Consider the following 24,135-nt stretch of genomic DNA (forward strand, 5'->3'; position numbering starts at 1 on the left):
CCCTGAAGCGACGCGGGGTCACCCCGAGCCGATCCATCCGTTGGATTGGCTCACGGTGGCCCCGCGTTTCTTCGTTTAAGCCCCTTGTCTGGGAGAGAGGCAAGGTCTACGCTGGTTAACAACCGATGAGTTGATAAACCACATAGTTGATTAGCAAGGTTGATTAGCTCGGTTGATTAGCTCGGTTGATTAACAGGCACGCGCACCAGCTAGAAGGCAGTGGCAGTGGACACGACGGACGACGACGAGCTTCTCGACTTGGCCTTCATGGCCCTGTCCGATCCGGTCCGGCGTCGCCTCATTTCCCGGCTGAGCCGGGGTCCTGCCACCGTCAACGAACTGGCCGAACCCTTCGAGATCTCCAAACAGGCGGTTTCGAAGCACATCCAGGTCCTCGAGCAGGCGCAACTGGTCACCCGCAGCCGCGATGCCCAGCGCCGGCCCGTCCACCTGAACCCCGCACGGCTCGAAGCGCTCACTGTGTGGATCGACCAGTACCGGCTGGTCCGCGAGGCGCAGTTCCGGGGCCTTGATGCCGTGCTCCATTCCAACGCCGCCCACGGCGGCAGCAGTCAAAAGGACAGAAAATGAGCAACGCGCTGAAACTCACCGTTCCTGACGGCGTCCCTTTCATCGATTGGGAGCGGGAGTTCGATTACCCCGTCGCTGATGTCTTCCGGGCGCACAAGGAGCCTGAACTCATCACGCAATGGCTTGGACCGCGCGGCACCAACGTGGAGATCGACCATTACGACTTCCGCTCCGGCGGCAGCTACCTCTACAACCACACCGGCCCGGATGGTGCAAAGTATGCCTTCAGCGGTATCTTCCACACGGTGCGAGAGAACGAATTCGCCATCCAGACCTTCGAATTCAGCGGCTATCCGGACGTTGTCAGCATCGAGTTCATGAATTTCGAGGATCTCGGCGACGGCCGTTGCCGGCTGCGGGGGCACTCCGTCTATCCGACGCAGGAGGCCCGGGACGGCATGGCTCAATCCGGAATGGAAGGCGGCATGAGCGACGGCTACGAGCGGCTGGAGGAGCTGCTCGCCAGGTAGGCGGGGCTCACGGCCTCAGGCAGTATCGGATCCCGGCAGGCATAAGACGCACGACGCCGGGCGGTCACCTTTTCGTAATAGGTCACCGCCCTGCGTCGTGCGTTTTTGCTTGTGCCGAATCAAGCAACTTTGATAGTATGACAGGACAAACTAACAAGGGAGCATCGTTGCCACTCGTACGAATCGACGTCAATGAAGGCCGGAACACCCAGGAGCTGCAGCAGCTGAGCAGGGGAATCCACGACGCCATCCTGGCTGAATACGGCATACCGGAGCGCGACTACTTCCACATCGTCACCGAGCACCCGGCGGGACAGATTTTCGCGCAGGACGCCGGTCTTGGCTTCGAGCGCACCGCGGAGGTGGTGATGATCCAGATCTTCACCCAGGGCGGGCGCAGCCAGGAGGCCAAGCAGTCCCTCTTCGCTGCCGTTGCCGACAAGCTGGGGGAACTCGGGGTCGCTGGCGAGAATGTCTTCATCGGATACGTGGAAAACACCGCGGGGGACTGGTCCTTTGGTTTCGGCCGCGCCCAGTACGTCACCGGGGAGCTGGCGGTCCCCAGGAAGTAGCCGCAGGAGCCCTGGTCTTGGGGGTGGCGGCGGGGTGTTTTGGAGTGCTTCCGCCAGTTGGGCGGGCCACTAGATGCCAGTTGTAAATATGTCAGTACAAACCTTTGACAGGACATTCATTCTAGGGCAAAGTAGGGGTGTGGCCCCGCTCACGGGGCCCGGCAAACGCCGGAGCCCAGGCTGTCCAGCTGCTTAGGTACAGAGTTCAAACAGAAAGGTCCGCGATTACCGTGACCCACGAACTGCTCACGATCGGGCGCATCAGCGTTGATATCTACCCGAACGACATTGGGGTGGACCTGGAGGACGTGACGTCCTTCGGCAAGTACCTCGGCGGCTCCCCGTCCAATGTGGCTGTTGCCGCGGCCCGCCATGGCCGCCGCACCGCAGTGATCACCCGGACCGGCGACGACGCCTTCGGAAGATACCTGCACCGCGAGCTGCGGAAGTTCAACGTGGACGACTCCTTCGTCAGCCCGGTGAAGGAATGGCCCACGGCGGTGACCTTCTGCGCTATCAAGCCGCCGGAGGACTTTCCGCTCTACTTTTACGGGCGCGTTCCCACGGCACCGGACCTGCAGATCAAGGCCGGCGAACTGGATCTGGACGCCGTCAAGAACGCGCGAATCTTCTGGTCCACCGTGACGGGCCTGTGCCAGGAACCCAGCCGCGAAGCCCACATCAAAGCCCATGAGGCCCGGCCCCGCGCCGAGCTGAAGGACGGCCAGTACACCATCCTGGACCTGGACTACCGGCCCATGTTCTGGGACTCGGAGGAAGAGGCCCGCGCCGAGGTGGCGAAGGTTCTGCCGCACGTCACCGTGGCGATCGGCAACGACAAGGAATGCGCCGTGGCTGTCGGCGAGGGCACCCCGGACGAGCAGGCGGACCGCCTCCTGGCGGCCGGCGTCGAGATCGCCGTCGTCAAGCTTGGCCCCGAAGGCGTGATGGCGAAGACCCGCACCGAACGCGTGGTCTCCGCCCCCGTTCCCGTGGAGACAGTCAACGGCCTCGGCGCCGGCGACTCCTTCGGCGGTGCTTTCTGCCACGGGTTGTTGTCGGGCTGGCCGCTGGCCCAGATCCTTGACTACGCCAACGCCGCCGGCGCGATCGTCGCCTCCCGCGTGTCCTGTGCCGATGCCATGCCGACGCCGGACGAGGTCATCTCGCTGCTGGCGGAGCGCGGACGCCTGGTCCCGGATGCTGTTCCTGGACCGGGTTCTAACCAACTCACCCCCGAAGGAGCGGCCCTGTGAGCCTCACCCCTGGCACCGCCGCCCTCGCGGTGGATGACGACCCCCGCCGCTACGCGCATCTGAGCACCATCCGCCTTGAGGACCCGGAGGCCGTTGCCCGCGCCGCCAAGGCACGCCGCCGCCATCCCGGCCCCAAGTCAGGCAGGCAGAACTTCATCGTGGCTGCCGACCACCCGGCCCGCGGGGCCCTCGCGGTGGGCAGTGATCCGGTGGCCATGGCGGACCGCCGCCAGCTGCTGGACCGGCTGCGGATCGCGCTGGCCAACCCGGCCGTGGACGGCGTGCTCGCCTCCCCGGACATCATGGATGACCTGCTGCTGCTCGGTGCGCTGGAAGGCAAGCTGCTCTTTGGGTCGATGAACCGCGGCGGCCTCACCGGCCTGGTCAACGAATTCGATGACCGCTTCACCGGCCACACCGCTGCTGCCCTGGAAGCCCTCGGCGCCGACGGCGGCAAAATGCTCACCCGGATCTGCCTCGGCGACCCGGACACGGTCTCGCTGCTCGAGGCGACGGCCAAGGCCATCGATTCCCTCGCCGAGCGCAAGCTGATCGCCATGGTGGAGCCGTTCCTGTCGGTCCGCGAAAACGGCAGGGTCCGCAACGACCTCTCCACGGATGCCGTGATCAAGTCGATCGCCATCGCCGAAGGCCTGGGCTCCACAAGCGCCTACACCTGGATGAAGTTGCCGGTGGTGGCCGAGATGGAGCGCGTCATGGCCGCGACCACCATGCCCACGGTTCTGCTTGGCGGGGATCCCGAGGGAACGCAGGACGAAGTCTTCGCCAGCTGGGAAGCCGCCCTGGCGCTCCCCGGCGTGCAGGGACTCACCGTCGGACGGACCCTGCTCTACCCGCAGGACGGCGATGTCGCCGGCGCTGTCGCCGCGGCTGCCTCCCTCCTCAACCACACCACAGAAGCATCGGAGTAATTTCCCATGGGGATCAGAACTGGAACGGGAACCGGAACACGGCGAATGACCGTGGCCCAGGCCGTCGTCGAATATCTTTCCAAGCAGTACACCGTCGACCGGATCGGCACCGAGGACTACCGGGAACGCCTGATCGCGGGCACGTTCGGCATCTTCGGGCACGGCAACGTTGCCGGCGTCGGGCAGGCCCTAAAGCAGTACCAGGCCGCCGACCCCACGATCATGCCGTACTACCAGGGCCGCAACGAACAGGCCCAGGCGCACCAGGCCGTGGGCTACGCACGCCACACCCGCCGCCGCCAGACCTTCGCCATCAGCACCTCGATCGGCCCCGGTTCCTCAAACCTGCTCACCGGCGCGGCGCTGGCCACCACCAACCGCCTCCCGGTGCTGCTGCTCCCCAGCGACACGTTCGCCACCCGCGCCGCGGATCCCGTGCTGCAGCAGCTCGAACAGCCCTACGCCTACGACATCACCGTCAACGACGCCTTCCGGCCGCTGTCCAAGTTCTTCGACCGCGTCACCCGTCCCGAGCAGCTGTTCTCCGCCTTCCACCACGGCCTGCGGGTCCTGACCGACCCGGCCGAGACCGGCGCGGTGACCATCTCGCTGCCACAGGACGTCCAGGCCGAGGCTTTCGACGTGCCCGAGGAGTTCCTCGCCGAACGTGAGTGGCGGATCCGCCGCCCGGACGCGGAAGACGAGGACATCCGCCGCACCGCCGAGGCGATCCGCGCCGCCAAGCGCCCGCTGATCATCGCCGGCGGCGGCGTCCTGTACGCCTACGCCAACGATGAACTCGCCAAGTTCGTCGAGCTGACCGGCATCCCGGTGGGCAACACCCAGGCCGGCGTCGGCGTCCTGCCGTGGGACTCCAAATTCTCCCTCGGCGCGATCGGCTCCACCGGCACGACGGCGGCCAACGCCATCGCCGCCGAGGCGGACCTGATCATCGGCATCGGCACCCGCTACGAGGACTTCACCACCGCGTCGCGGACCGCGTTCCAGAACCCGGACGTGAAGTTCATCAACATCAACGTCGCAGCCATCGACGCGTACAAGCACGGCACCACGCTGCCGATCGTCGCGGACGCCCGGAAGGCCCTGGTCAAGCTGAACCAGGCCCTCGGCGGCTACCGCGTCGGCGCGGACCTGGAACAGCAGGTCGCGGCCGAGAAGCAGCGCTGGGACGCCACGGTTGACGAGGCCTTCGGCACCCGGCACACGCCGCTGCCGGCGCAGAACGAGATCATCGGCGCCACGAGCCGTGCCATGGACTCCCAGGACGTCGTCATCTGCGCCGCGGGCTCGCTGCCGGGCGACCTGCACAAGATGTGGCGCGTCCGTGACCCGTTCGGCTACCACGTGGAATATGCCTACTCCTGCATGGGCTACGAAATCCCCGGCGGCCTGGGCGTCAAGCGCGCAGTGCTGGCCGAGGCCGCTACGGGAGGAACCCAGCGCGACGTCGTCGTGATGGTGGGGGACGGCTCCTACCTGATGATGCACACCGAGCTGGTCACCGCCGTCGCCGAACGGATCAAGCTAATCGTGGTCCTGATCCAGAACCACGGCTACGCCTCCATCGGCTCCCTCTCCGAGATGCTGGGTTCGCAGCGTTTCGGCACCCAGTACCGGGCGCTGAACGAGGAGCAGCACAGCTTCGACGAAGGCGACACCCTCCCCGTGGACCTGGCCCTGAACGCCGAAAGTCTCGGCGTGAAGGTGATCCGGATCGAACCGGGGGAGAAGGTCATCGCCGAGCTCGAGCAGGCCATCCGCGACGCCAAAGCCGCCCCGGAACGCAGCGGCCCCATCCTGATCCACGTCGAGTCGGATCCGATGCTGGATGCCCCGAGCTCCGAATCCTGGTGGGACGTCCCCGTCTCGCAGGTCTCGGACCTCGACTCCACCCAGCAGGCCTACCAGACCTACACAGACCACAAGAGCCGCCAGCGCAAGCTGCTCGGCTAGACCTCAAGCCTCTCCCTCAAGCCATAGACAAGGAAGTCATCTCTATGTCAACGACGACCGTCACCACCACCATCAACCACTTCATCAATGGCGCCGAGACCGCCGGTGAAGGCGACCGGATCCAGCCCGTGTACAACCCGGCCACCGGCGCCGTGAGCGGCGAGCTGCGTCTGGCAAACCGCGCCGACCTGGATAAGACCGTCGCCGCGGCCCGTGCCGCCGCCGACAGCTGGGGCGACATCTCCCTGGCCAAGCGCACTGCGGTGCTGTTCAAGTTCCGCGAGCTCGTTGCCTCCCACATTGACGAACTCGCCGAGCTGATCACGGCCGAGCACGGCAAGGTGCTTTCCGACGCGAAGGGCGAGATCGGCCGCGGCCTGGAGGTCATCGAGTTCGCCTGCGGCATCCCGCAGCTGCTCAAGGGCGACTACTCGGACCAGGTCTCCACCGGCATCGACGTCTTTTCCTTCCGCGAACCGCTCGGCGTCGTCGCGGGCATCACGCCGTTCAACTTCCCTGTCATGGTGCCGCTGTGGATGGCCCCGATGGCGATCGCCACTGGCAACGCCTTCATCCTCAAGCCCTCCGAGCGCGACCCCTCCGCCTCGATGCTGCTGGCCAAGCTGTGGAAGCAGGCCGGACTGCCCGACGGCGTGTTCCAGGTGCTGCACGGGGACAAGGAAACCGTCGACGGGCTGCTGACCCACCCGGACGTGGACGGCATCTCCTTCGTCGGCTCCACCCCGATCGCCCAGTACGTCCACGAGACCGCCACCAAGCACGGCAAGCGCGTCCAGGCCCTGGGCGGGGCGAAGAATCACGCCATCGTGCTGCCCGACGCCGACCTCGACAACGCCGCCGACCACCTCGCCGCCGCCGCCTTCGGCTCCGCCGGCGAACGCTGCATGGCCATCTCCGTGGCCGTCGCCGTCGGCGACGCCGCCGAGTTGCTGGTCAAGAAAGTCGAAGAACGCGCCCTGGCCGTGAAGGTCGACAACGGCACGGCAGCCGGCGCCGAAATGGGCCCGGTCATCACCCCGGCCTCCAAGGAGCGCATCGTCCGCATCGTCACCGAGGCCGAACAGGCCGGCGCCGCGATGGTCGTTGACGGCCGCGACCTCGTCGTCCCCGGCCACGAGGACGGCTTTTGGGTGGGCCCCACCGTCCTGGACCACGTCAAGACCGAGATGACCGCCTACACCGAGGAGATCTTCGGACCGGTCCTCGTGGTGGTCCGCGTCGATGACCTGGACGCCGGCATCAAGCTCATCAACTCCAACCCCTACGGCAACGGCACCGCCATCTTCACCTCCTCCGGCGCCCACGCCCGCAAGTTCCAGCGCTCCGTCACCGTGGGCATGATCGGCATCAACGTGCCGCTGCCCGTCCCCGTGGCCTACCACTCTTTCGGCGGCTGGAAGGCTTCACTCTTCGGCGACAAGCACATCTACGGCCCCGAAGGCGTCTCCTTCTACACCCGTGGCAAGGTAGTGACGTCACGCTGGCCAGAGCCCACCCACGCCTCCGGCGCCTCGTACAACTTCCCGTCCAACTGACCCGGCACCCGAGAGAGACAACGCTGTCATGACTGAGAACAAGCTGATCATCGGCACGGCACCGGATTCCTGGGGAGTCTGGTTCCCGGATGACCCCAAGCAGACACCGTGGGAGCGGTTCCTCGACGAAGTGGCCGAGTCCGGCTACAAGTGGATCGAACTTGGCCCGTACGGCTACCTGCCGAACGACCCCGCGCGGCTGGCGGAGGAACTCAAGCAGCGCGATCTGAAGGTCACCGCTGGAACGGTGTTCACCGCCTTCCACCGCGGGCTGGAGCAGTGGGAGACTGCGTGGGAACCGGCACGCAAGGTAGCCGAGCTCACGGCGGCCATGGGCGGCGAGCACATCGTCGTCATTCCGGCGATGTGGCGCGACGACGTCACCGGCGAGGCCGTTGAGAGCGGCCAACTCAGCGACAAGGCCTGGAGCGACCTCTTCGCCGGGCACAACCGCCTGGGCAAGACGCTGCTCGAGGACTTCGGGCTGAAGCAGCAGTTCCACTCGCACGCCGACTCCCACGTCGGCGCGCAGGAGGACATCGAGACCCTCCTGGCTGCCACGGATCCGAAATACCTGAACCTGTGCCTGGACACCGGCCACGCCGAATACTGCGGAGCCTCCAGCCTGGAGCTGATCAAGAACTACCCGGACCGCATCGGCTACCTGCACCTGAAGCAGATCAACCCGGACATCCTCAAGAAGGTCAACGAGGAGAACATGACCTGGGCCGCCGCCAACCTGGCCGGCGTCATGACCGAGCCGCCGAACGGGCTGCCGGACCTGCGCGCCGTCATCGAAGCCGTGGAGGCCCTGAACCGGCCGATCTTTGGCATCGTGGAACAAGACATGTATCCGGTGGCGTTCGACGTTCCCATGCCGATCGCCAAGCGCACCCGCAACTACCTGCTGTCGTGCGGCTCCCGCACCGCCGTCAGCTGACGGCCACCCAGGCACCCGAAACGTAAGGAAACCACAATGACTGAAACCCTTCGCGTCGCTGTCATCGGCGCCGGCCGCATGGGCGCGGACCATATCCAGCGACTCAACAAGCGCATCCACGGCGCGGAAGTCGCCGCCGTCGTCGACGTCGATCTCGCCCGCGCGCAGGCCGCCATCGAAGGCATCCCCGGCGCTGTCGCCCTGGCCGATGCCGAGGAGGCTCTCAACAACGGAGACGTCAACGCCGTCCTGATCGCCACGCCCGGTTTCCTGCACGAGGACATCCTGCTCAAGGCCATCGCCAAGGACATCCCGATCCTCTGCGAGAAGCCGCTGACCCCGGATGCCGAGTCCTCCTGGAAGATCGTCCAGGCCGAGGAAAAGCTGGGCCGCAAGCGCATCCAGGTGGGCTTTATGCGCCGCTTCGACGCCGAATACGCCGCCCTGGGCTCCGTGATCCGCGACGGCGAGCTCGGCGAACTGCTCATGCTGCACCACCAGCACCGCAACCCCAGCACCCCCGCGGGCTTTACCAACGAGATGCTGATCAACGATTCGGTAGTGCACGAGTTTGATGCCATCCGCTTCTTCACCGGCGAGGAAATCACCAGTGTCCAGGTCCGCCTGGGCAAGGCGACCAAGAATGCCCCGGCCGGTCAGCATGATCCCCAGCACGTCCTGATCGAGACCGAATCCGGCGTCCTGGCCGACGTCGAAATCTATGTCAACGCCAAGTTCGGCTACGAGGTGGCCACGCAGGCCTCCTTCGAAGACGGCATCGTCAGCATCGGCGGAGACAGGGGCCCCTACACGCGCAGTGCCGGACGCTGGGGCGGCAAGGTCACCCCGGGCTTCGAAGAGCGCTTCGGCGCCGCGTACGACGTCGAAATCCAGTCCTGGGTGGACGCGGCCCTCCGTGGTGAAATCGGCGGCCCCACCGCCTGGGACGGCTACGCCACCGCAGCATGCTGCGAAGCCGGCGTTGAAGCGCAGAAGAACGGCGAAAAGGTCGCCGTGAAGCTGAACGCCAAGCCTGCCCTCTACAGCTAGGAAAACGGAAGGGGCCGGCCAGACCGGCCCTTTCCGTTCGTTCCCGGTCCGACGCACAACCTGACTCATCCACCATGGAGTGTTCCACGTGAAAATCGCACTTGACCCCACGCCGTTCCACCACTCGCACAGCCTGCTCGAATTCCCGCGGGTGGTGGCGGACCTCGGCTACAAGTACATGCAGATGACGCCGCACGCCGACTTCATCCCCTTCTACAACCACCCCAAGGCCGACGACGAGCTCGTGGGGCAGCTGAAGAAGGCCAGCAAGGACGCCGGGATCGAGATCGCCTCGGTCCTCCCGGTGCTCCGCTGGTCCGGGCCGGACGAAGACGCCCGCGGGGCCGCCGTCCGCTACTGGAAGCGCGCCATCCAGATCACCGTGGACCTGGGCGTCAGCACCATGAACACCGAATTCAGCGGCAGGCCCGAGAAAGCCGAAGAATCCGAGCGTGCCTTCTACCGCTCCATGGAAGAGCTGCTGCCCATCATCGAACGCGAAGGCATCGACCTGCTGATCGATCCGCACCCGGACGACTTCGTGGAGGAAGGCCTGGCCGCCATCCGGGTCATCCGCGGCCTCAACTCCAAGAACGTCGGCCTGGTCTACGTGGCCTCGCACAGCTTCCACATGAAGAACGCACCGCTGGATATCATGCGCGCGGCGGGCGACAAGCTGCGTCTGGTCCATGTCGCCGACACCATGGACCACCACGCCTCGCACGGCCTGCGCTACATCACCAACCCGCCCGGCAACCCGGTCCGTGTCCACCAGCACCTGAAAATCGGCGACGGCGACGTCAACTGGGACGAATTCTTCGGCGGCCTGAAGGAAATCGGCTTCCTGGACCGCGAGGATACCGTGATGGTCTCCAGCGTCTTCGCCGAAGACGACAACGCGGAGGACGTGTCGCGGTACCAGCTGGACACCATGAAGCAGTATGTCCAGAAGGTCAACGCATGACGTCGTCCCTCCACTCGGAGAAGGCAACACAGAAACCGGTCAACCATAAACGGGCGCTGCGGACCGTCACCATCATCTCCACGTTCGGTGGCCTGCTCTTTGGCTACGACACCGGCGTCATCAACGGTGCCCTGCCCTATATGCAGGAGGACCTCGGCCTCACGCCCTTGACCGAGGGCCTGGTGACGTCCTCGCTCCTCTTCGGCGCCGCGTTCGGTGCCCTGTTCGGCGGACGCCTCGCCGACCGCAACGGCCGCCGCAAGATGATCATGGTCCTGGCCGTCGTCTTCCTTGCCGGCACGCTCGCCTGCACTCTCGCGCCGAGTACCGAAGTGATGATTGCGGCACGCTTCCTGCTCGGCCTGGCTGTGGGCGGGGCATCCGTGACCGTCCCCGTGTACCTCGCCGAGGTTTCACCCAGCGCACGCCGCGGCAGGATTGTCACCCAGAACGAGCTCATGATCGTGACCGGGCAGCTGCTGGCGTTCATTTTCAATGCCTACCTCGGAAACACGTTCGGCGAAGCCAGCGGAATCTGGCGGTGGATGCTGGTGATCGCCACCCTCCCCGCAATCGCCCTGTGGATCGGGATGAACTTCATGCCCGAGAGCCCGCGCTGGCTGGCCTCCATGGGCAGCTTCGGTGAATCGCTCAGCGTCCTGCAGCGGATCCGCTCCCAGGCCGAAGCCCGGGACGAATTCGAAGAGGTCAAGGCAATGGCCGTGGAGGACTACAAGTCCAAGATGGGATCTTGGAGGGACCTTGGCGTTCCCTGGCTCCGGCGCATCTTTGTGGTGGGAATCGGCCTTGCCGTCATCCAGCAGATCACCGGCGTGAACTCGATCATGTACTACGGCACCCAGATCCTGGCCCAGTCCGGCTTCGGCCGGGAGGCCGCGCTGACGGCCAACATCGCCAACGGCATCATTTCGGTGCTGGCAACCTTCGTGGGCATCTGGCTGCTGGGCAAGGTGGGCCGCCGCAAGATGCTCATCACTGGACAGATCGGCACTACGACTGCCCTGCTGCTGATCGGCTTCTTCTCGCTGATCCTGCCGGAAGGAACCACCCGCGGCTTCGTGATCCTGGCCCTGACGGTCACCTTCCTGGCGTTCCAGCAGGGTGCCATCTCACCCGTCACCTGGCTCATGCTGTCCGAAATCTTCCCGTTGAGGATCCGTGGACTCGGAATGGGGGCCTCGGCCTTCATCCTGTGGATCGTGAACTTCCTGGTGGGTTTTGGCTTCCCGCTGCTGCTGGCCGCGATGGGCCTGTCCAGCACCTTCTTCGTGTTTGCCGTGCTGGGAGTGGGCGCGATCGCGTTTGCCGCCAGGTATGTCCCGGAAACGAAGGACAAGACCCTGGAAGACGTGGAGCACTACTTCAAGAATGTGGCCGGCGCGAAAGCCGAACCGGTAGGGAGCCGCGCCGTCTAAGCACCCGTTGCCCCGCACCATCTGTGCAGGAAAAAGCCCCTTTGACCGGTCAAAGGGGCTTTTTTGCGCCACCCTCCAGGGTTCCATCGCGGGTGTGGTCCGCGTGGTTTAGGCGTGTGCGTGCAGCCGGGGGAGGGCGTCCACGAGCGGTGCCAGTTCTGGGATCTCCTGGGCTTCCGCCAGGGTGCGCTCCAACGCCGCGTCGTGGACCGGCCGGGCATCCTCCAGGAGCTTGACGCCGTTGGCTGTCAGCTCCGTGTAGATGCCGCGGCGGTCGTCGGCGCACAGGATCCGCGTCAACAGTGCGCGGTCCTCGAGCCTGTTCACCAGCCGGGTGGTGGCGCTGGCGCTGAGGGCGGTGGCGCGCGCCAGCTGCTGCATGCGCATGTGCCAGCCGTCCTGGCGGCTGAGGGCCTCCAGCACTGTGTATTCGACGACGGAGAGCTGTGCGTGGGACTGCAGCGAACGTTCAAGCTCCGCTTCGATCAGGCCGTGCAGCGCTGCGAGGGTCCGCCAGCCCTGCGCGCGCACTTCCACGGCGTCGTCCTTGATGCCCATCGTTCCTCCTCGTTCAGGTGCCCAGGGTGGGAACCGCAAATAAATAGTTGCTTGCGCGGGATATTTGCTTGTGCAACAATAAATACCGCGTCTGCAACTATTAGCCTACGCGCCCCAACCCTTTCCGTACAGTTCCCAAGGAGCACCTCCATGCCTATTGGCCTGATTGCCCTCGCCCTCGGCGGGTTCGGCATCGGACTCACCGAGTTCGTCATCATGGGCCTGCTGCCCGAAGTGGCTGCAGACTTCCGCGTCAGCGAGGCCTCGGCCGGGTGGCTCATCTCCGGCTACGCGCTCGCCGTCGTCCTCGGCGCGCTGGGCCTGACCGCCGCCGTGACCCGGTTCGAGCGCAAGCCCGTACTGGCCGTCCTGCTCGTCCTGTTCATCGCCGGCAATCTCATCTCCGCCGCGGCCCCCGACTACTGGATCATGATGGCAGGCCGCGTCGTGGCCGCCCTTGCGCACGGCGCCTTCTTCGGCATCGGCGCCGTGGTGGCGGCCGACATGGTGGCACCCACCAAGAAGGCCGGCGCCATCGCCATCATGTTCACCGGACTCACGGCCGCCAACGTGCTGGGCGTTCCCTTCGGCACCATGCTTGGCCAGGCGGCCGGCTGGCGCTCCACCTTCTGGGCCATCACCGGAATCGGTGTGCTCGCGCTCGCAGGCATTCTGGCCCTCGTGCCGAAAACGGGACATGGCGGCACTTCCCCTGGCGGTCTTCGCAGCGAACTGCGCGCCTTCCGTTCAAGCCAGGTCTGGCTCTCCATCCTGGTGACCGTCCTGGGCTACGGCGGCATGTTCGGCGCCTTTACGTACATCGCCTTCACGCTCACCGAGGTCTCCGGGTTCGCCGCCTCCGCCGTCCCGTTGCTCCTGATCGTCTTCGGGGTGGGCCTCTTCATCGGCAACGCGCTGGGCGGCAAGGCTGCCGACCGCAACGTGGACCGCACGCTGCTGGTGGTCCTCGCGGTCCTGGTGGCAGTGCTCGTGGCGTTCGCCCTGACGGCGGGCAACCAGCTCCTGACCATTGCATCCATGGTGCTCATGGGAGGCTTCGGCTTCGCCACGGTTCCGGGTCTGCAGATGCGGGTCATGAAATACGCTGACGGCGCCCCCACCCTCGCATCCGGCGCCAACATCGGCGCGTTCAACGTGGGCAACGCCCTGGGTGCCTGGCTGGGAGGCGTCACCATCACCGCAGGCCTCGGCTACACCTCGCCCATCTGGGCCGGGGCAGGCATCACCCTGTTGGGCCTCGCCGTGATGGCCTTTGCCGCAGCCAAGGCGCACGCCCCCACCAACGCTCCCGCAGATTCCGCCGGGTCTGCCACCAACGCTCCCGCAGATTCCGTCGTCCGTTGAACCTGCTCAGGACCACAGGCGACAGAACGAGCACCTGCAGCAGGGCCGCATCATCATTCCCAAGTCGGTTACGCCGTCGAGGATCCGGGAGAACCTGGACGTCCTGGGCTTTGACCTGGCAGACGCGGAACTTGCGGCCATCGATGCCCTGGAGCGGGACGGGCGCACGGGGCCCCATCCCGCCAAATTCAACGGCAGCTAGGCGCCGAACGGCAGGCGCGGGTCCACGTCCTGGCCTTCCCAGATCTGGCGGACCCAGCCATGGTGGGGGTCGTCGCTGATGAGCCAGTCGCGGACCCGTCCGGGCCCGGCCATGACATTGAGGTAGTACATGTCGTAGCCGGGTGCGGCCATGGCGGGACCGTGCCAGCCATAGGGGACCAGGACCACGTCGCCGGTGCGCACCTCCGCCGCGACGTCGATGGGCCGCTCGTCGGAGGCGTAGACCCGCTGATAGCCGATGGCGTCTGCGTCAGCGCCCGGTCCCGCGGTGCCGGGAATATCCGCAACCCGGGTCTCGAAGTAGTAGATCTCTTCAAGGCGCGTCTCGCCCTCCTTCTCCTCATCGTGCTTGTGGGGAGGATAGGAGGACCAGTTGCCTGCGGGCGTGATGACTTCGCACACGATGAAACGGTCTGCCTCCAGCGCCGCGGGGGTGCCGAAGTTGTGGACCTGGCGCGAGCAGTTCCCGGCGCCGCGCAGCTCAACCGGGGTTTCCGCCGCCGTGATCAGGCGCGTGGGGTACTGGACATTGGCGGGCGCCGTGGCGACCGCGACCCGGCCGCCGTCGGACGAACTGACCGTGACCGCCTTCTCCGTCCCGGAGTACAGCACATCGGTGGGGCCATGGAAGACGTTTGCGCGGCCGGCCAGCTGATACTTCTCACCGTCCACGGTCGCCGTGAAGGTCCCGCTCAGCGGAATCACGATGCGTTCCTCGCCCGCGGCGGGGAGGTCGACGACGGCGCCCGGGGCCAGCGTGGCCACCTTCAGTCCCGTGTGTGCCCACCCCTCAACGGTGATGGCGGAGTCCGCTGTTCCCAGCGAAACATCCCAGCAGCCTTCGGCTGCGCTGCCCAGCGGATAAACCCAGTCGGCCATTAAGTATTCTCTTTCGGATCGTATTTGGTCAGGGTCCAGTGCCGAAGCGGCTCCGTGGCGGAGTCCGCGGCACCGGAGACGGCTACCTCTGTACGAGGGTCATTTCAAAGCTGTAGGAATCGCCGCGGTACACATGGTGTCCCGTCTCGACGTTCCGGCCGGTGTCGTCAACGGCGGTGCGCTCCATGGTCACCAGCGCCGAGCCGGGCTCCGTTTCCAGGAGCGGGGCCTGGTATTCGTTAGCCACCATGGCGCCAATCCGCTGTGTGGCCAGGCGGAAGTTGACCCCGCCGCCGCGAAGGATGCCGTAGAGCCCCTGCGAGCCCAGCAACTCCTCGTCGATGTGCGTGATGTCATCGCGGACCCAGTTTTCCATCAGGGCCAGCGGCTTCCCGCCGACCTTGCGGAGCCTGGTGAAGTGGTAGACCTTCGCGCCGGCAGGGAGGTGCAGCGCTTTCCGGGTGGCGTCGTCGGCTTCGACATGCGCGAACGTCAGGACGTCGGTGGTGGGCTTGCTGCCGTTGTTGGCGAGGTCGTCATAGAGGCTGGAGAGCTCCAGGGGGCGGCGTACCTGGCTTGAAACCACCTGGGTGCCCACGCCGCGCTTGCGGACCAGCAGTCCTGAGCGGACCAGCTCGTCCATGGCCTTGCGCATGGTGGGCCGGGAAAGGTTCAGTTGGGCGGCGAGGTCGATTTCGTTCTCCAGCCGGCTGCCCGGCTCCAGCAGCCCCGTATGAATCGCGGCCTCGATGCCCTGCACCACCTGGTGGTAGAGCGGCACCGGCGAGGACCTGTCGATGCTGAGGTGAAGTTGGTTCGCCATTGAGTGCTCCCTTTTGTACTGCGGGCGGTCCTGCGTCCAGGTGCCCGTATGTCCGCTGCATGTTCGCTTGATAGGACATACTGCCTTTTTGATACTAGCAGCGGGCGCGCCGGCGTCAAGGCCCGGCCCATTTTGTCCCTGCAGAGGGAGGTGGGGCCGCTGGCTCAAGGCGATCCGGAGGCAATTTCGTTAAAACATCCTAATGTCAGGACAAACTATTGACATCTGTGGCGTAAGTCACCATGATCGGTGTAACAGGCCCGCTGATCCTGCACTGTGGCGGAGATCCGGGCCCCCAAATCAAAGGAGATTTATTGTGACAAAGTTCTTTTGGCGCCGTGCGGCGGTCGCAGCAGTTGCAATCCCGATGCTGGCGATGACCGCGTGCTCCAGCCAGGGCGGCCGGCCCGCCGAGGCAGGCAACGCCGGCGGCGCGGGCCAGGTTGCTTCGACCCCCCGGATGAAGATCGCCTTGATCACGCATGCCCCTGCCGGCGATACCTTCTGGGACACCGTCCGCAAGGGTGCCGAGGAGGCGGCGGCGAAAGACAATGTTGAACTGCTGTACACCGGCGACCCGGAAGCCGGCCGGCAGTCGCAGCTCATCCAGCAGGCAATTGACCAGAAGGTGGACGGAATCGCGGTCACGCTGGCCACGCCGGATGCGCTGAAGGAGTCTCTGAAGAAGGCCACCGCTGCAGGGATTCCCATTGTCAGCCTCAACGCCGGCGAGTCCGTGTCCAAGCAGCTCGGTGCCTTCACCCACTTCGGTTCCAACGAGCAGCTCGCGGGCCAGGCTGTCGGAGAAAAGCTGGCGTCGCAGGGCGCCAAACACCCCATCTGCGTGATCCAGGCCCAGGGCCACGTGGGTCTCGAAGCCCGGTGTGCCGGCGTGAAGGCAAAGGTGCCCGGCACCGAAATCCTGTACGTCAACGGCGCTGACATGACCTCCGTCGAGTCCACAGCGACCGCGAAGCTCCAGGCATCCAAGGATGCCGATGTCATCATCGGCCTCGGCGCGCCCATCACGCTGACGCTCCTGAAGTCCGTGTCCACCGCCGGAAGTTCGGCCAAGGTTGCCAGCTTCGACCTGAACCGTGAACTCGCGCAGAAGATCGTCGACGGCGGCGTGATGTTCACCGTCGACCAGCAGCCATGGCTGCAGGGCTACGGCTCCATTGACGCGCTGTGGCAGGTCAAGCGGGGCGGTTTCAAGATCGGCGGCGGCCAGCCGGTCCTCACGGGTCCCACCATCGTCGATGAGTCCAACGCGGCGGACGTCGTGAAGTTCGCCGATCAGGGAATTCGCTAAACAGCCCGCCAGCCGGGCCCGGCCACCACCGGGCCCGGCAGCAAGGAGAATCATCATGACTATGACCCAGACCCTAAAAAAACCGGCAGCGCCCGATGAGCGCGTCGTCAAGCGCAACCCCCTGCAGAAACTGCTCGGCCGCCCGGAAGTGGGCGCCCTCGTCGGCGCGATCGTCCTCTTCGTCTTCTTCGCCTCCGTGTCCCAGACCTTCATCCAGCCAAACGCCCTCGCCACCGTCCTGTACGGCAGCTCCACCATCGGGATCATGGCGGTAGGGGTATCGCTGCTGATGATCGGCGGTGAGTTCGACCTGTCCACCGGCGTGGCCGTGATCAGCTCCGCCCTCACGGCATCGATGTTCAGCTGGTACTTCAGCATGAACGTCTGGGTCGGCGTCGCACTCGCCCTGGTGGTGTCGGTGGGCATCGGCTACATCAACGGGTGGATCCTGATGAAGACCAAGCTGCCCAGCTTCATCGTCACGCTCGCGACGTTCCTGATGCTGACCGGCCTTAACCTGGGCCTGACGCGCATGATCGGCGGCGGTGTGTCCTCCCCGTCCATCTCCACCATGGATGGCTACGCGTCCGCGCAGGCCGTCTTCTCCTCCTCGGTGAACATCGGCGGCGTGGATGTGAAGAACACCGTCTTCATCTGGATCGTGCTGGTTGCGGTGGCGTCCTGGGTGCTGCTGCGCACCAAGGTGGGCAACTGGATCTTTGCCGTCGGCGGCGACGCCAACGCCGCCCGCGCCGTGGGTGTCCCCGTCAAGGCGACCAAGATCGGACTGTTCATGGCCGTCGGTTTCTGCGGCTGGATCCTGGGCATGCACAACCTGTTCGCGTTCGACGCCGTGCAGTCCGGCGAGGGCGTAGGCAACGAATTCCTCTACATCATTGCCGCGGTCATCGGGGGCTGCCTCCTCACCGGCGGCTACGGCTCCGCCGTGGGCGGCGCTATCGGCGCGTTCATCTTCGGCATGGCCAACAAGGGCATCGTCTACGCCCAGTGGAACCCGGACTGGTTCAAGTTCTTCCTGGGTCTGATGCTCCTCCTGGCCACCATCGTGAACCTGATCGTCAAGCGCCGCGCAGACGCAAGCAAGTAAGGGCTGAAAACCATGAACGCCAAACAGATCGACCAGCAGCAGCTCCTCAAGGACGAGAAGGACCCGCTGACCCACACCCCTGTGCACCTCCTCTCGCTGGAGAACGTCGGCAAGCACTATGGCAACATCGTCGCCCTCACCGACGTCACCATGGCCGTGGACAACGGCCGTGTCACGTGCGTCCTGGGCGACAACGGCGCCGGCAAATCCACCCTGATCAAGATCATCGCCGGGCTGCACCAGCACGACGAAGGCGTCCTGCACATCATGGGCGAGGAACGGAAATTCGGTTCACCCCGCGACGCCCTCGACGCCGGCATCGCCACGGTGTACCAGGACCTCGCCGTCGTCCCGCTGATGCCCATCTGGCGCAACTTCTTCCTCGGCTCGGAACTGACCTCTGGCTTTGGCCCGTTCAAGAGCATGGACGTCCAGAAGATGAAGGACATCACCAAGAAGGAACTTGCCGACATGGGCATCGACCTGCGCGACGTCGAGCAGCCCATCGGCCAGCTCTCCGGCGGTGAACGCCAGTGTGTGGCGATCGCCCGCGCCGTCTACTTCGGCGCGAAGGTCTTGATCCTGGACGAACCCACCGCAGCCCTCGGCGTCAAGCAGTCCGGCGTCGTGCTGCGCTACATCCTGCAGGCCCGCGACCGCGGACTGGGCGTCATCTTCATCACCCACAACCCGCACCACGCCTTCCCCGTCGGCGACCGGTTCCTGCTGCTCAAGCGCGGCAAGTCGATCGGCTACTACGACAAGAAGGACATCACCCTCGACGAGCTGACCGCCCAAATGGCCGGTGGCGCCGAACTCGCCGAACTCGCCCACGAACTCGAACAACTCGGCGGCCACGGCGACATCGTCAAGGAAGTCCAGGCCGAAGTCGCCGGGACGGCCAGTGCCGGAGCGCCAAAGCACGCGGGAACCTAAGCCTGTACCCCCAGCCGCCTATCTGACCGCATTCCTCTAACCGCAAAGGAACCGAATGAAGGACATAACGCTCGGCCTTATCGGCGTCGGCCGCATCGGCGTGATGCATGCGAACAATATCGCTGCACTGAACGGCGTTCTCCACCCGCAGGGGATCAACGGCCGGCTCAGGCTCACCGACGTTGCCGCCGAGCACGCCCGTGCCGTCGCCGCAGGTCTGGGCGCCGAGTTCCTGCCCTCCGTCGAGGCGCTGCTGGGCTCGGCAATCGACGGACTGGTCATTGCCACCGGAACCGGCACCCACCCGGAACTGATCAGGGCGGGGGTGGATGCGGGCATTCCGGTGTTCTGCGAGAAGCCGGTGGCACTGAACGTGGCTGAATCCCTTCCGGTCCTGGACTATATCCGGGCCAACAAGGGAACGGTCCAGATCGGCCACCAGCGGAGGTTCGACGCCGGCTACCTTGAGGCCAAGCGGGCCTACGAGGGCGGTGAGCTCGGCTGGATCCACACGCTGAGGGCCGTCACCTGCGACATGATGCCGCCGCCGGTTGAGTTCCTGGCGACGTCCGGAGGGTTGTTCCGCGACTGCTCTGTGCATGACTTCGACATCCTGCGCTGGCTCACCGGCCGTGAAATCGTGGAGGTCTACGCCAAGGGCTCCAACAAGGGCGACCCCGCCATCGGCGGAGTGGGGGACGTGGACACCGCGCTCGCGGTGGTCACGTTCGACGACGGCACGCTGGGTTCCGTGGGCGCCTCGCGCTACAACGGGGCCGGGCACGACGTCCGGCTGGAAATCCAGGGCTCGGCCGGCTCCCTCATGGTGGGCCTGGACGAGAAGGCCGCGCTGGCCTCGGCAGAAGCGGGCGTCGCGTTTCCGTCGGGCGACTCCCACAGGACATTCGCGGAGCGTTTCGACCAGGCCTACCGGTCAGAGATGGCCGCCTTCGTGGAGCTTGTGCTTGGGCAGCGGGACAACCCGTGCACGCCCGAAGACGCCGTGGCGGCGTCCCGGGTGGCTGACGCCGCCCAGGAGTCGCTCGAAACCGGGCTGCCGGTGCGCGTGGCGGCCGCCGTCACCATCTAGCAACAGCCCTTGCGGCCGCCCTGACTGCCGGGGGCTGGGGCCATTGGCCTCAGCTGCGGCAGGCCTCCACGAATGCCCGGAAAGGTGCCTGCCGCTGGGCCTCCGACAACTCGAGGACCTCGGGGTGCCACTGGACCGAGACCACCCACCGCTTGGGGTCTTCCAGCGCCTCGACGGTGCCGTCCTCTGCCACGGCGGTCACCACCAGGCCGGGCGCCACCTGCGCCACGGCCTGGTGGTGGCCGGATGCGATCTTCACCCCGAGGGCCTCCGCGGACCCGTGCGCCTGATCCGTGGCGGCACCGTACAGCCGCGCCACCCGGGAGCCCGGCGTGATCGCCACCTCGTGCCAGGCCCACCGGCCGCCGCCCGGGGGTTTGTTGCGGTGGGCCACGGTTCCCGGCGCCATGTCCTGGGTCAGCGTCCCGCCATAAACGACGTTGAGCAGCTGGTGGCCGCGGCAGATTCCCAGCAGGGGGAGTCCGGCGTCGATCGTCCCGCGCGCCACCGCAATATCCAGGCGGTCCTGCTCCGGATTGACGTCGTAGAGGGTGTCGCCCGGCTCCTCGCCGTAGAGCCGCGGATCGAGGTCGCCGCCGCCGGGAAGCACGACGCCGTCAATCGCGCCGGGCGCGCCGGCCCGCCGGCCGCCGTCGAACAGGCCGTCGTCAACGAGTTCGGGGGTCAGCAGCACCGGTTCGCCGCCGCCGTCGCGCACCAGGTCCACGATGTCGTCGAAGAGGCCGTTGGCCTTGGCCACGCGAGGATCGGGATCGGCGGAACTGCTGAGCCGGACAGGAATGCCGATGCGCGGGCGGGGGGCAGGAGTTGAATTCTGCATGCTCAAATTCTGCACCACTTTGACCGGCCCGGCCGCTGTCTCACAGCTGCAGGTTTACCGCAGCGCGCCGCGTTTCTGTAGTGTTAGGCGCATCGAGGGCAGTATGCAAGGCGAAAGCAGGTCGTTCCCATGGGTCGCAGGACACTGGTTGACGGTCTCGTCGACGGCCTGCTGGACGACATCCTCGACGGCAGGCTCAAGCCCCACGAGGCCCTGCCACCGGAGGCCGACATCGCCAAGGCCTACGACGTCAGCCGCCTGACGGTGCGGGAGGCGCTCAAGGCGCTGCGGGCGCAGAACATCCTGTACGTCAAGGCGGGCCGCGGGACGTTCGTTAATCCCGCGGAGAACTGGACCGGGCTGGATGCGATCATCAAAGCCGCCTCGTACGGCAATGCGGCGGACCAGGTGTCCATCGGCCTGATCGAGGTGCGCCGCATGGTGGAAACAGGGGCTGCCGCCCTCGCCGCCAGGCGCCATACGCCGGAACACGCCGAGGAGATGCGGCACGCGATCGCCGACATGAAGCGGTTCCACGAGTCCGGCGACCTGGACGGGTTCGTGACCGCCGACATCGCCTTCCACGACGTCGTGCTGAAGGCTTCGGGCAACCCGTTCGTGCGCGCCCTGCTCGCCCAACTAGGCCAGTCGCTCTACCGCGCGCGCCGCGAAACGTCCGCCATCAAGGAGATCCAGCGGCACGCCATCGCCTTCCATCAGCGCGTGTTGGACAGCATTCTCACGGGTGACGCCGAGCTGGCCCGCCGCGCCATGGACGAACACATGGACCAAACGTTCGAAGACTACGAACGCTACATTTACGGCGGAAAATCCTAAGCCGACTCCGGCTGCCTTGACGTAATGCGCATCACCCTCCTAAGATCTTTCACATGTTCTTCCGTCAGATGTCTGACATCAGATTCAGCTAAAAAGAACCACACAACCCAAGCTGCTCCGCTCTGGAGCGAACACAACCCGCACATAAACGCCTCGGATTCCCCCGCGCGAAGCCGCCGGTCCGGAACCGACAGATAGAAGGTCGATGATGACTTCATTAACCACAAAGCCCTCCGGACTCGGCGAGCTTGGCGACCGCACGCTGCGCAAAGTCCGCCGCCGCGTCATGCCGCTGATCGTCCTGCTCTACTTCATTGCCTACCTGGACCGGAACAACGTCGGCTTCGCCAAGCTGACCATGAGCGAGGACATCGGCCTGACCGCGGCGGCCTACGGGCTCGGCGCGGGCATCTTCTTCCTCGGCTACGCGCTCCTGGAAGTTCCCAGCAACGCCGGCATGTACAAGTTCGGCGCGCGCAAATGGCTGGCCCGCATCCTCATCACCTGGGGCATCTTCGCCACCGCGATGGCCCTGGTCAACGGCGAAACCACCTACTACATCATCCGGTTCCTCCTGGGCGCCGCTGAAGCAGGCTTCTTCCCGGCAATCCTCTTCTACCTGACCCTTTGGTTCCCCGCCGCGCAGCGCGTCACCGTGCTGGGCATCTTCATCCTGGCGCAGCCGATCTCCAACGCCCTCGGCGCCCCGGTCTCCGGCCTGCTCCTCCAGATGGACGGCATCATGGGCCTGCAGGGCTGGCAGTGGCTGTACATTATCGAAGGCATCCCCGCCATCCTCCTCGGTGTGCTCACCCCCATTCTCATGACCGACCGCCCGCGGGATGCCAAGTGGCTCAACGCCGACGAACGTGAATGGCTCGCCACCACCATGGATGCCGAACTCGCAGCCAAGTCCAAGGGCGCAAGCCACAACTTCCTGGCTGGCCTCAAGGACAAGCGCACCCTCGTCTACTCGGCCCTCTACTTCGGCCTGGTCTGCGGCATCTACGGCCTCGGACTCTGGATGCCCACCATCGTGGCCGCCCTCGGCAAGTTCTCCACCGCCCAGGTCGGATTCATCGTCCTCATTCCGTACTCCATCGCAGCAGTCTTCGTGTACTTCTGGAGCAAGCGTGCGGACAAGACGGGCAAGCGCGCCTGGCACAGCTCCGTCAGCATGGTGCTGGCAGGCGTGGGTCTGCTGTCCGCAGGCTATCTCCTGCAGGTCAACCCCATCCTTGCCCTGATTGCCCTCACCGCCGCGGCCATGGGTATCTACGGAGCCATCGCCCCGTTCCTGTCCATGCCGTCCGCGGCGCTCACCGGCGCAGCAGCAGCTTCCGGCCTGGCCATGGTGAACTCGCTGGGCAACCTCGGCGGCTTCGTTGCCCCCTATGCGGTGGGCCTGTTCAACGACGCCACCGGCAGCAACCAGAGCGGCCTGCTGTTCCTCTCCTTCTGCCTGTGCGTCACAGCCGTGGCCACGTACCTCTACGCCCGGAAGCGTCCTGAAGGCGACGCCGCGCTGGATCCTGCCGTCGAGGCAGCCGCCAAAGCCACCGTCACCCGCTAAACACCCACGAGAAACCCCTAAGGAATACCTGCAATGAGCTCAACCACTTCCTTCCCCGCAGAACGCACGGTCGTCCTGACCGGTGCGGCCTCCGCCCGCGGCATCGGCCGCGCAGCGGCTGACCGCATGGCCAGCGAGGGCTGGTCCATCGCGATTCTGGACATCAATGCCGAGGATGCGAGGGCGGCAGCGGCCGAGATCGGCTCCAACCGCGCGGTGAAGGCAATCGGCGTGGGCGCAGACGTCTCGGACTCCGCGTCCGTGGACCGTGCGATCACCGAGATCGAAGAGACGCTGCCGCCGATCGTGGCCCTGGCCAACCTTGCAGGCATCAGCTCGCCGACGACCTTCATGGAAACCACCGTGGAGGAGTGGGACAAGGTCTTCGCGATCAACATGCGGGGCACCTTCGTTGTTTCCCAGCGTGTCCTGAAGGGCATGATCGAGCGCAAGCTTGGCCGCATCGTGAGCATCTCCTCGATCTCGGCCCAGCGTGGCGGCGGCACCTACTCCAAGGTCGCCTACAGTGCCTCCAAGGCCGGCATCATCGGCTTCACCCGTGCCCTGGCCCGCGAGGTGGGCGAGTTCGGCGTGACGGTCAACGCCATCGCTCCCGGCCCGATCGACACCGACATCATGGGAGGCACGCTTTCCGAGGAGCGCAAGGCCCAGATGTCCGAAGGCATCATGATGGGCCGCGTCGGTACCCGGGAGGAAGTGGCTGCACTCATCTCCTTCCTGCTGGGTGCGGACTCCGGCTACATCACTGCCGCCACCTATGACATCAACGGTGGCCTCCAGGTCTCCTGACCCGGAGCATGTCTACTGACGTTGGTCGGGTCTGATCAGC

General features: G+C 65.7%; 23 protein-coding genes. 19 read left to right on the forward strand and 4 right to left on the reverse strand.

Features of this window, described 5'->3' with window-relative positions:
* Positions 1-267 precede the first annotated feature (267 nt).
* The 11 genes from AC3A3W_RS11320 (at position 268) to AC3A3W_RS11370 (ending at position 11,741) form a co-directional block, all read left to right on the forward strand.
* Positions 268-591 (forward strand): ArsR/SmtB family transcription factor, encoded by a 324-nt coding sequence (locus tag AC3A3W_RS11320; protein WP_487442911.1) that lies wholly within the window; start codon positions 268-270, stop codon positions 589-591.
* Entirely contained in the window at positions 588-1,061 is a 474-nt protein-coding gene (locus tag AC3A3W_RS11325; RefSeq protein ID WP_487442818.1) for an SRPBCC family protein, read from the forward strand. The genes AC3A3W_RS11320 and AC3A3W_RS11325 overlap by 4 nt, the downstream gene beginning before the upstream one ends.
* Before the next feature lie 167 nt (positions 1,062-1,228).
* Positions 1,229-1,633, forward strand: coding sequence for a tautomerase family protein (locus AC3A3W_RS11330; protein WP_487442820.1), 405 nt, complete (start codon positions 1,229-1,231; stop codon positions 1,631-1,633).
* Positions 1,634-1,863: 230 nt separating this feature from the next.
* A complete protein-coding gene (iolC, locus tag AC3A3W_RS11335) occupies positions 1,864-2,889 on the forward strand; it encodes a 5-dehydro-2-deoxygluconokinase (protein ID WP_487442822.1) in 1,026 nt (341 codons plus the stop codon).
* The gene (locus tag AC3A3W_RS11340) at positions 2,886-3,821 is read left to right on the forward strand and encodes a Cgl0159 family (beta/alpha)8-fold protein (RefSeq protein ID WP_487442824.1); all 936 of its coding nucleotides are present in this window, start codon (positions 2,886-2,888) and stop codon (positions 3,819-3,821) included. Before iolC ends, AC3A3W_RS11340 begins: the two co-directional genes overlap by 4 nt.
* A 45-nt stretch (positions 3,822-3,866) precedes the next feature.
* Positions 3,867-5,795 (forward strand): 3D-(3,5/4)-trihydroxycyclohexane-1,2-dione acylhydrolase (decyclizing), encoded by a 1,929-nt coding sequence (gene iolD / locus AC3A3W_RS11345; protein ID WP_487442912.1) that lies wholly within the window; start codon positions 3,867-3,869, stop codon positions 5,793-5,795.
* A gap of 44 nt (positions 5,796-5,839) precedes the next feature.
* Positions 5,840-7,351, forward strand: a complete 1,512-nt coding sequence (locus AC3A3W_RS11350; protein WP_487442826.1) for a CoA-acylating methylmalonate-semialdehyde dehydrogenase — start codon at positions 5,840-5,842, stop codon at positions 7,349-7,351.
* Between the two features lie 28 nt (positions 7,352-7,379).
* Positions 7,380-8,291: a sugar phosphate isomerase/epimerase family protein gene (locus AC3A3W_RS11355; RefSeq protein WP_487442828.1), complete on the forward strand. Its 912-nt coding sequence runs from the start codon at positions 7,380-7,382 to the stop codon at positions 8,289-8,291.
* A 36-nt stretch (positions 8,292-8,327) separates the two neighbouring features.
* The gene (locus AC3A3W_RS11360; RefSeq protein WP_487442830.1) at positions 8,328-9,341 is read left to right on the forward strand and encodes a Gfo/Idh/MocA family protein; all 1,014 of its coding nucleotides are present in this window, start codon (positions 8,328-8,330) and stop codon (positions 9,339-9,341) included.
* 88 nt (positions 9,342-9,429) lie between these two features.
* Positions 9,430-10,305 carry a sugar phosphate isomerase/epimerase family protein gene (locus AC3A3W_RS11365; RefSeq protein ID WP_487442832.1) on the forward strand — a complete coding sequence of 292 codons (876 nt, stop codon included), beginning with the start codon at positions 9,430-9,432 and terminating at the stop codon, positions 10,303-10,305.
* Positions 10,302-11,741, forward strand: coding sequence for a sugar porter family MFS transporter (locus tag AC3A3W_RS11370; RefSeq protein WP_487442834.1), 1,440 nt, complete (start codon positions 10,302-10,304; stop codon positions 11,739-11,741). The genes AC3A3W_RS11365 and AC3A3W_RS11370 overlap by 4 nt, the downstream gene beginning before the upstream one ends.
* A 108-nt stretch (positions 11,742-11,849) precedes the next feature.
* On the opposite strand, the gene AC3A3W_RS11375 is transcribed toward AC3A3W_RS11370, so the two are convergent.
* Entirely contained in the window at positions 11,850-12,299 is a 450-nt protein-coding gene (locus AC3A3W_RS11375) for a MarR family winged helix-turn-helix transcriptional regulator (protein ID WP_487442835.1), read from the reverse strand.
* 150 nt (positions 12,300-12,449) lie between these two features.
* On the opposite strand from AC3A3W_RS11375, the gene AC3A3W_RS11380 reads away from it, so the two are divergent.
* Positions 12,450-13,664 (forward strand): MFS transporter, encoded by a 1,215-nt coding sequence (locus AC3A3W_RS11380; RefSeq protein WP_487442837.1) that lies wholly within the window; start codon positions 12,450-12,452, stop codon positions 13,662-13,664.
* Between the two features lie 198 nt (positions 13,665-13,862).
* Here AC3A3W_RS11380 and iolB read toward each other — a convergent pair whose 3' ends face one another.
* Both iolB and AC3A3W_RS11390 read right to left on the reverse strand, forming a co-directional pair.
* Positions 13,863-14,765: a 5-deoxy-glucuronate isomerase gene (gene iolB / locus AC3A3W_RS11385; protein ID WP_487442838.1), complete on the reverse strand. Its 903-nt coding sequence runs from the start codon at positions 14,763-14,765 to the stop codon at positions 13,863-13,865.
* An 82-nt stretch (positions 14,766-14,847) separates the two neighbouring features.
* The gene (locus AC3A3W_RS11390; RefSeq protein ID WP_309991217.1) at positions 14,848-15,588 is read right to left on the reverse strand and encodes a GntR family transcriptional regulator; all 741 of its coding nucleotides are present in this window, start codon (positions 15,586-15,588) and stop codon (positions 14,848-14,850) included.
* Positions 15,589-15,904: 316 nt separating this feature from the next.
* Between AC3A3W_RS11390 and AC3A3W_RS11395 the strand changes: the two genes are divergently transcribed.
* From AC3A3W_RS11395 to AC3A3W_RS11410, 4 genes are read left to right on the forward strand one after another with little or no spacing between them, the layout of a single operon-like run.
* A complete protein-coding gene (locus tag AC3A3W_RS11395) occupies positions 15,905-16,900 on the forward strand; it encodes a substrate-binding domain-containing protein (RefSeq protein WP_205653383.1) in 996 nt (331 codons plus the stop codon).
* Between the two features lie 55 nt (positions 16,901-16,955).
* A complete protein-coding gene (locus tag AC3A3W_RS11400) occupies positions 16,956-18,008 on the forward strand; it encodes an ABC transporter permease (RefSeq protein ID WP_205653382.1) in 1,053 nt (350 codons plus the stop codon).
* Between the two features lie 12 nt (positions 18,009-18,020).
* Positions 18,021-18,944, forward strand: coding sequence for an ATP-binding cassette domain-containing protein (locus AC3A3W_RS11405; protein WP_487442841.1), 924 nt, complete (start codon positions 18,021-18,023; stop codon positions 18,942-18,944).
* 55 nt (positions 18,945-18,999) lie between these two features.
* The gene (locus AC3A3W_RS11410) at positions 19,000-20,034 is read left to right on the forward strand and encodes a Gfo/Idh/MocA family oxidoreductase (RefSeq protein ID WP_487442843.1); all 1,035 of its coding nucleotides are present in this window, start codon (positions 19,000-19,002) and stop codon (positions 20,032-20,034) included.
* A gap of 49 nt (positions 20,035-20,083) precedes the next feature.
* On the opposite strand, the gene AC3A3W_RS11415 is transcribed toward AC3A3W_RS11410, so the two are convergent.
* Positions 20,084-20,875, reverse strand: a complete 792-nt coding sequence (locus AC3A3W_RS11415) for a gamma-glutamyl-gamma-aminobutyrate hydrolase family protein (RefSeq protein ID WP_487442844.1) — start codon at positions 20,873-20,875, stop codon at positions 20,084-20,086.
* Between the two features lie 129 nt (positions 20,876-21,004).
* On the opposite strand from AC3A3W_RS11415, the gene AC3A3W_RS11420 reads away from it, so the two are divergent.
* The 3 genes from AC3A3W_RS11420 (at position 21,005) to AC3A3W_RS11430 (ending at position 24,095) form a co-directional block, all read left to right on the forward strand.
* Positions 21,005-21,712, forward strand: a complete 708-nt coding sequence (locus AC3A3W_RS11420; protein ID WP_487442846.1) for a FadR/GntR family transcriptional regulator — start codon at positions 21,005-21,007, stop codon at positions 21,710-21,712.
* Positions 21,713-21,917: 205 nt separating this feature from the next.
* Positions 21,918-23,285, forward strand: coding sequence for an MFS transporter (locus AC3A3W_RS11425; RefSeq protein WP_487442847.1), 1,368 nt, complete (start codon positions 21,918-21,920; stop codon positions 23,283-23,285).
* Between the two features lie 33 nt (positions 23,286-23,318).
* Entirely contained in the window at positions 23,319-24,095 is a 777-nt protein-coding gene (locus AC3A3W_RS11430) for an SDR family NAD(P)-dependent oxidoreductase (RefSeq protein ID WP_487442849.1), read from the forward strand.
* Positions 24,096-24,135 lie beyond the last annotated feature (40 nt).

It is taken from the genome of Arthrobacter sp. Soil_N43 (genome assembly GCF_057655195.1).

Excerpts from the sequence above, each read along its gene's own strand:
- AC3A3W_RS11425 (WP_487442847.1), top strand. The coding sequence starts at position 21,918 with ATGATGACTTCATTAACCACAAAGCCCTCCGGACTCGGCGAGCTTGGC.
- AC3A3W_RS11320 (WP_487442911.1), top strand. The coding sequence starts at position 268 with ATGGCCCTGTCCGATCCGGTCCGGCGTCGCCTCATTTCCCGGCTGAGC.
- AC3A3W_RS11325 (WP_487442818.1), top strand. The coding sequence starts at position 588 with ATGAGCAACGCGCTGAAACTCACCGTTCCTGACGGCGTCCCTTTCATC.
- AC3A3W_RS11415 (WP_487442844.1), bottom strand. The coding sequence starts at position 20,875 with ATGCAGAATTCAACTCCTGCCCCCCGCCCGCGCATCGGCATTCCTGTC.
- AC3A3W_RS11370 (WP_487442834.1), top strand. The coding sequence starts at position 10,302 with ATGACGTCGTCCCTCCACTCGGAGAAGGCAACACAGAAACCGGTCAAC.
- AC3A3W_RS11355 (WP_487442828.1), top strand. The coding sequence starts at position 7,380 with ATGACTGAGAACAAGCTGATCATCGGCACGGCACCGGATTCCTGGGGA.
- AC3A3W_RS11375 (WP_487442835.1), bottom strand. The coding sequence starts at position 12,299 with ATGGGCATCAAGGACGACGCCGTGGAAGTGCGCGCGCAGGGCTGGCGG.
- AC3A3W_RS11400 (WP_205653382.1), top strand. The coding sequence starts at position 16,956 with ATGACTATGACCCAGACCCTAAAAAAACCGGCAGCGCCCGATGAGCGC.
- AC3A3W_RS11360 (WP_487442830.1), top strand. The coding sequence starts at position 8,328 with ATGACTGAAACCCTTCGCGTCGCTGTCATCGGCGCCGGCCGCATGGGC.
- AC3A3W_RS11390 (WP_309991217.1), bottom strand. The coding sequence starts at position 15,588 with ATGGCGAACCAACTTCACCTCAGCATCGACAGGTCCTCGCCGGTGCCG.
- AC3A3W_RS11410 (WP_487442843.1), top strand. The coding sequence starts at position 19,000 with ATGAAGGACATAACGCTCGGCCTTATCGGCGTCGGCCGCATCGGCGTG.
- iolB (WP_487442838.1), bottom strand. The coding sequence starts at position 14,765 with ATGGCCGACTGGGTTTATCCGCTGGGCAGCGCAGCCGAAGGCTGCTGG.
- AC3A3W_RS11380 (WP_487442837.1), top strand. The coding sequence starts at position 12,450 with ATGCCTATTGGCCTGATTGCCCTCGCCCTCGGCGGGTTCGGCATCGGA.
- iolD (WP_487442912.1), top strand. The coding sequence starts at position 3,867 with ATGACCGTGGCCCAGGCCGTCGTCGAATATCTTTCCAAGCAGTACACC.
- AC3A3W_RS11350 (WP_487442826.1), top strand. The coding sequence starts at position 5,840 with ATGTCAACGACGACCGTCACCACCACCATCAACCACTTCATCAATGGC.
- AC3A3W_RS11430 (WP_487442849.1), top strand. The coding sequence starts at position 23,319 with ATGAGCTCAACCACTTCCTTCCCCGCAGAACGCACGGTCGTCCTGACC.
- AC3A3W_RS11405 (WP_487442841.1), top strand. The coding sequence starts at position 18,021 with ATGAACGCCAAACAGATCGACCAGCAGCAGCTCCTCAAGGACGAGAAG.
- AC3A3W_RS11420 (WP_487442846.1), top strand. The coding sequence starts at position 21,005 with ATGGGTCGCAGGACACTGGTTGACGGTCTCGTCGACGGCCTGCTGGAC.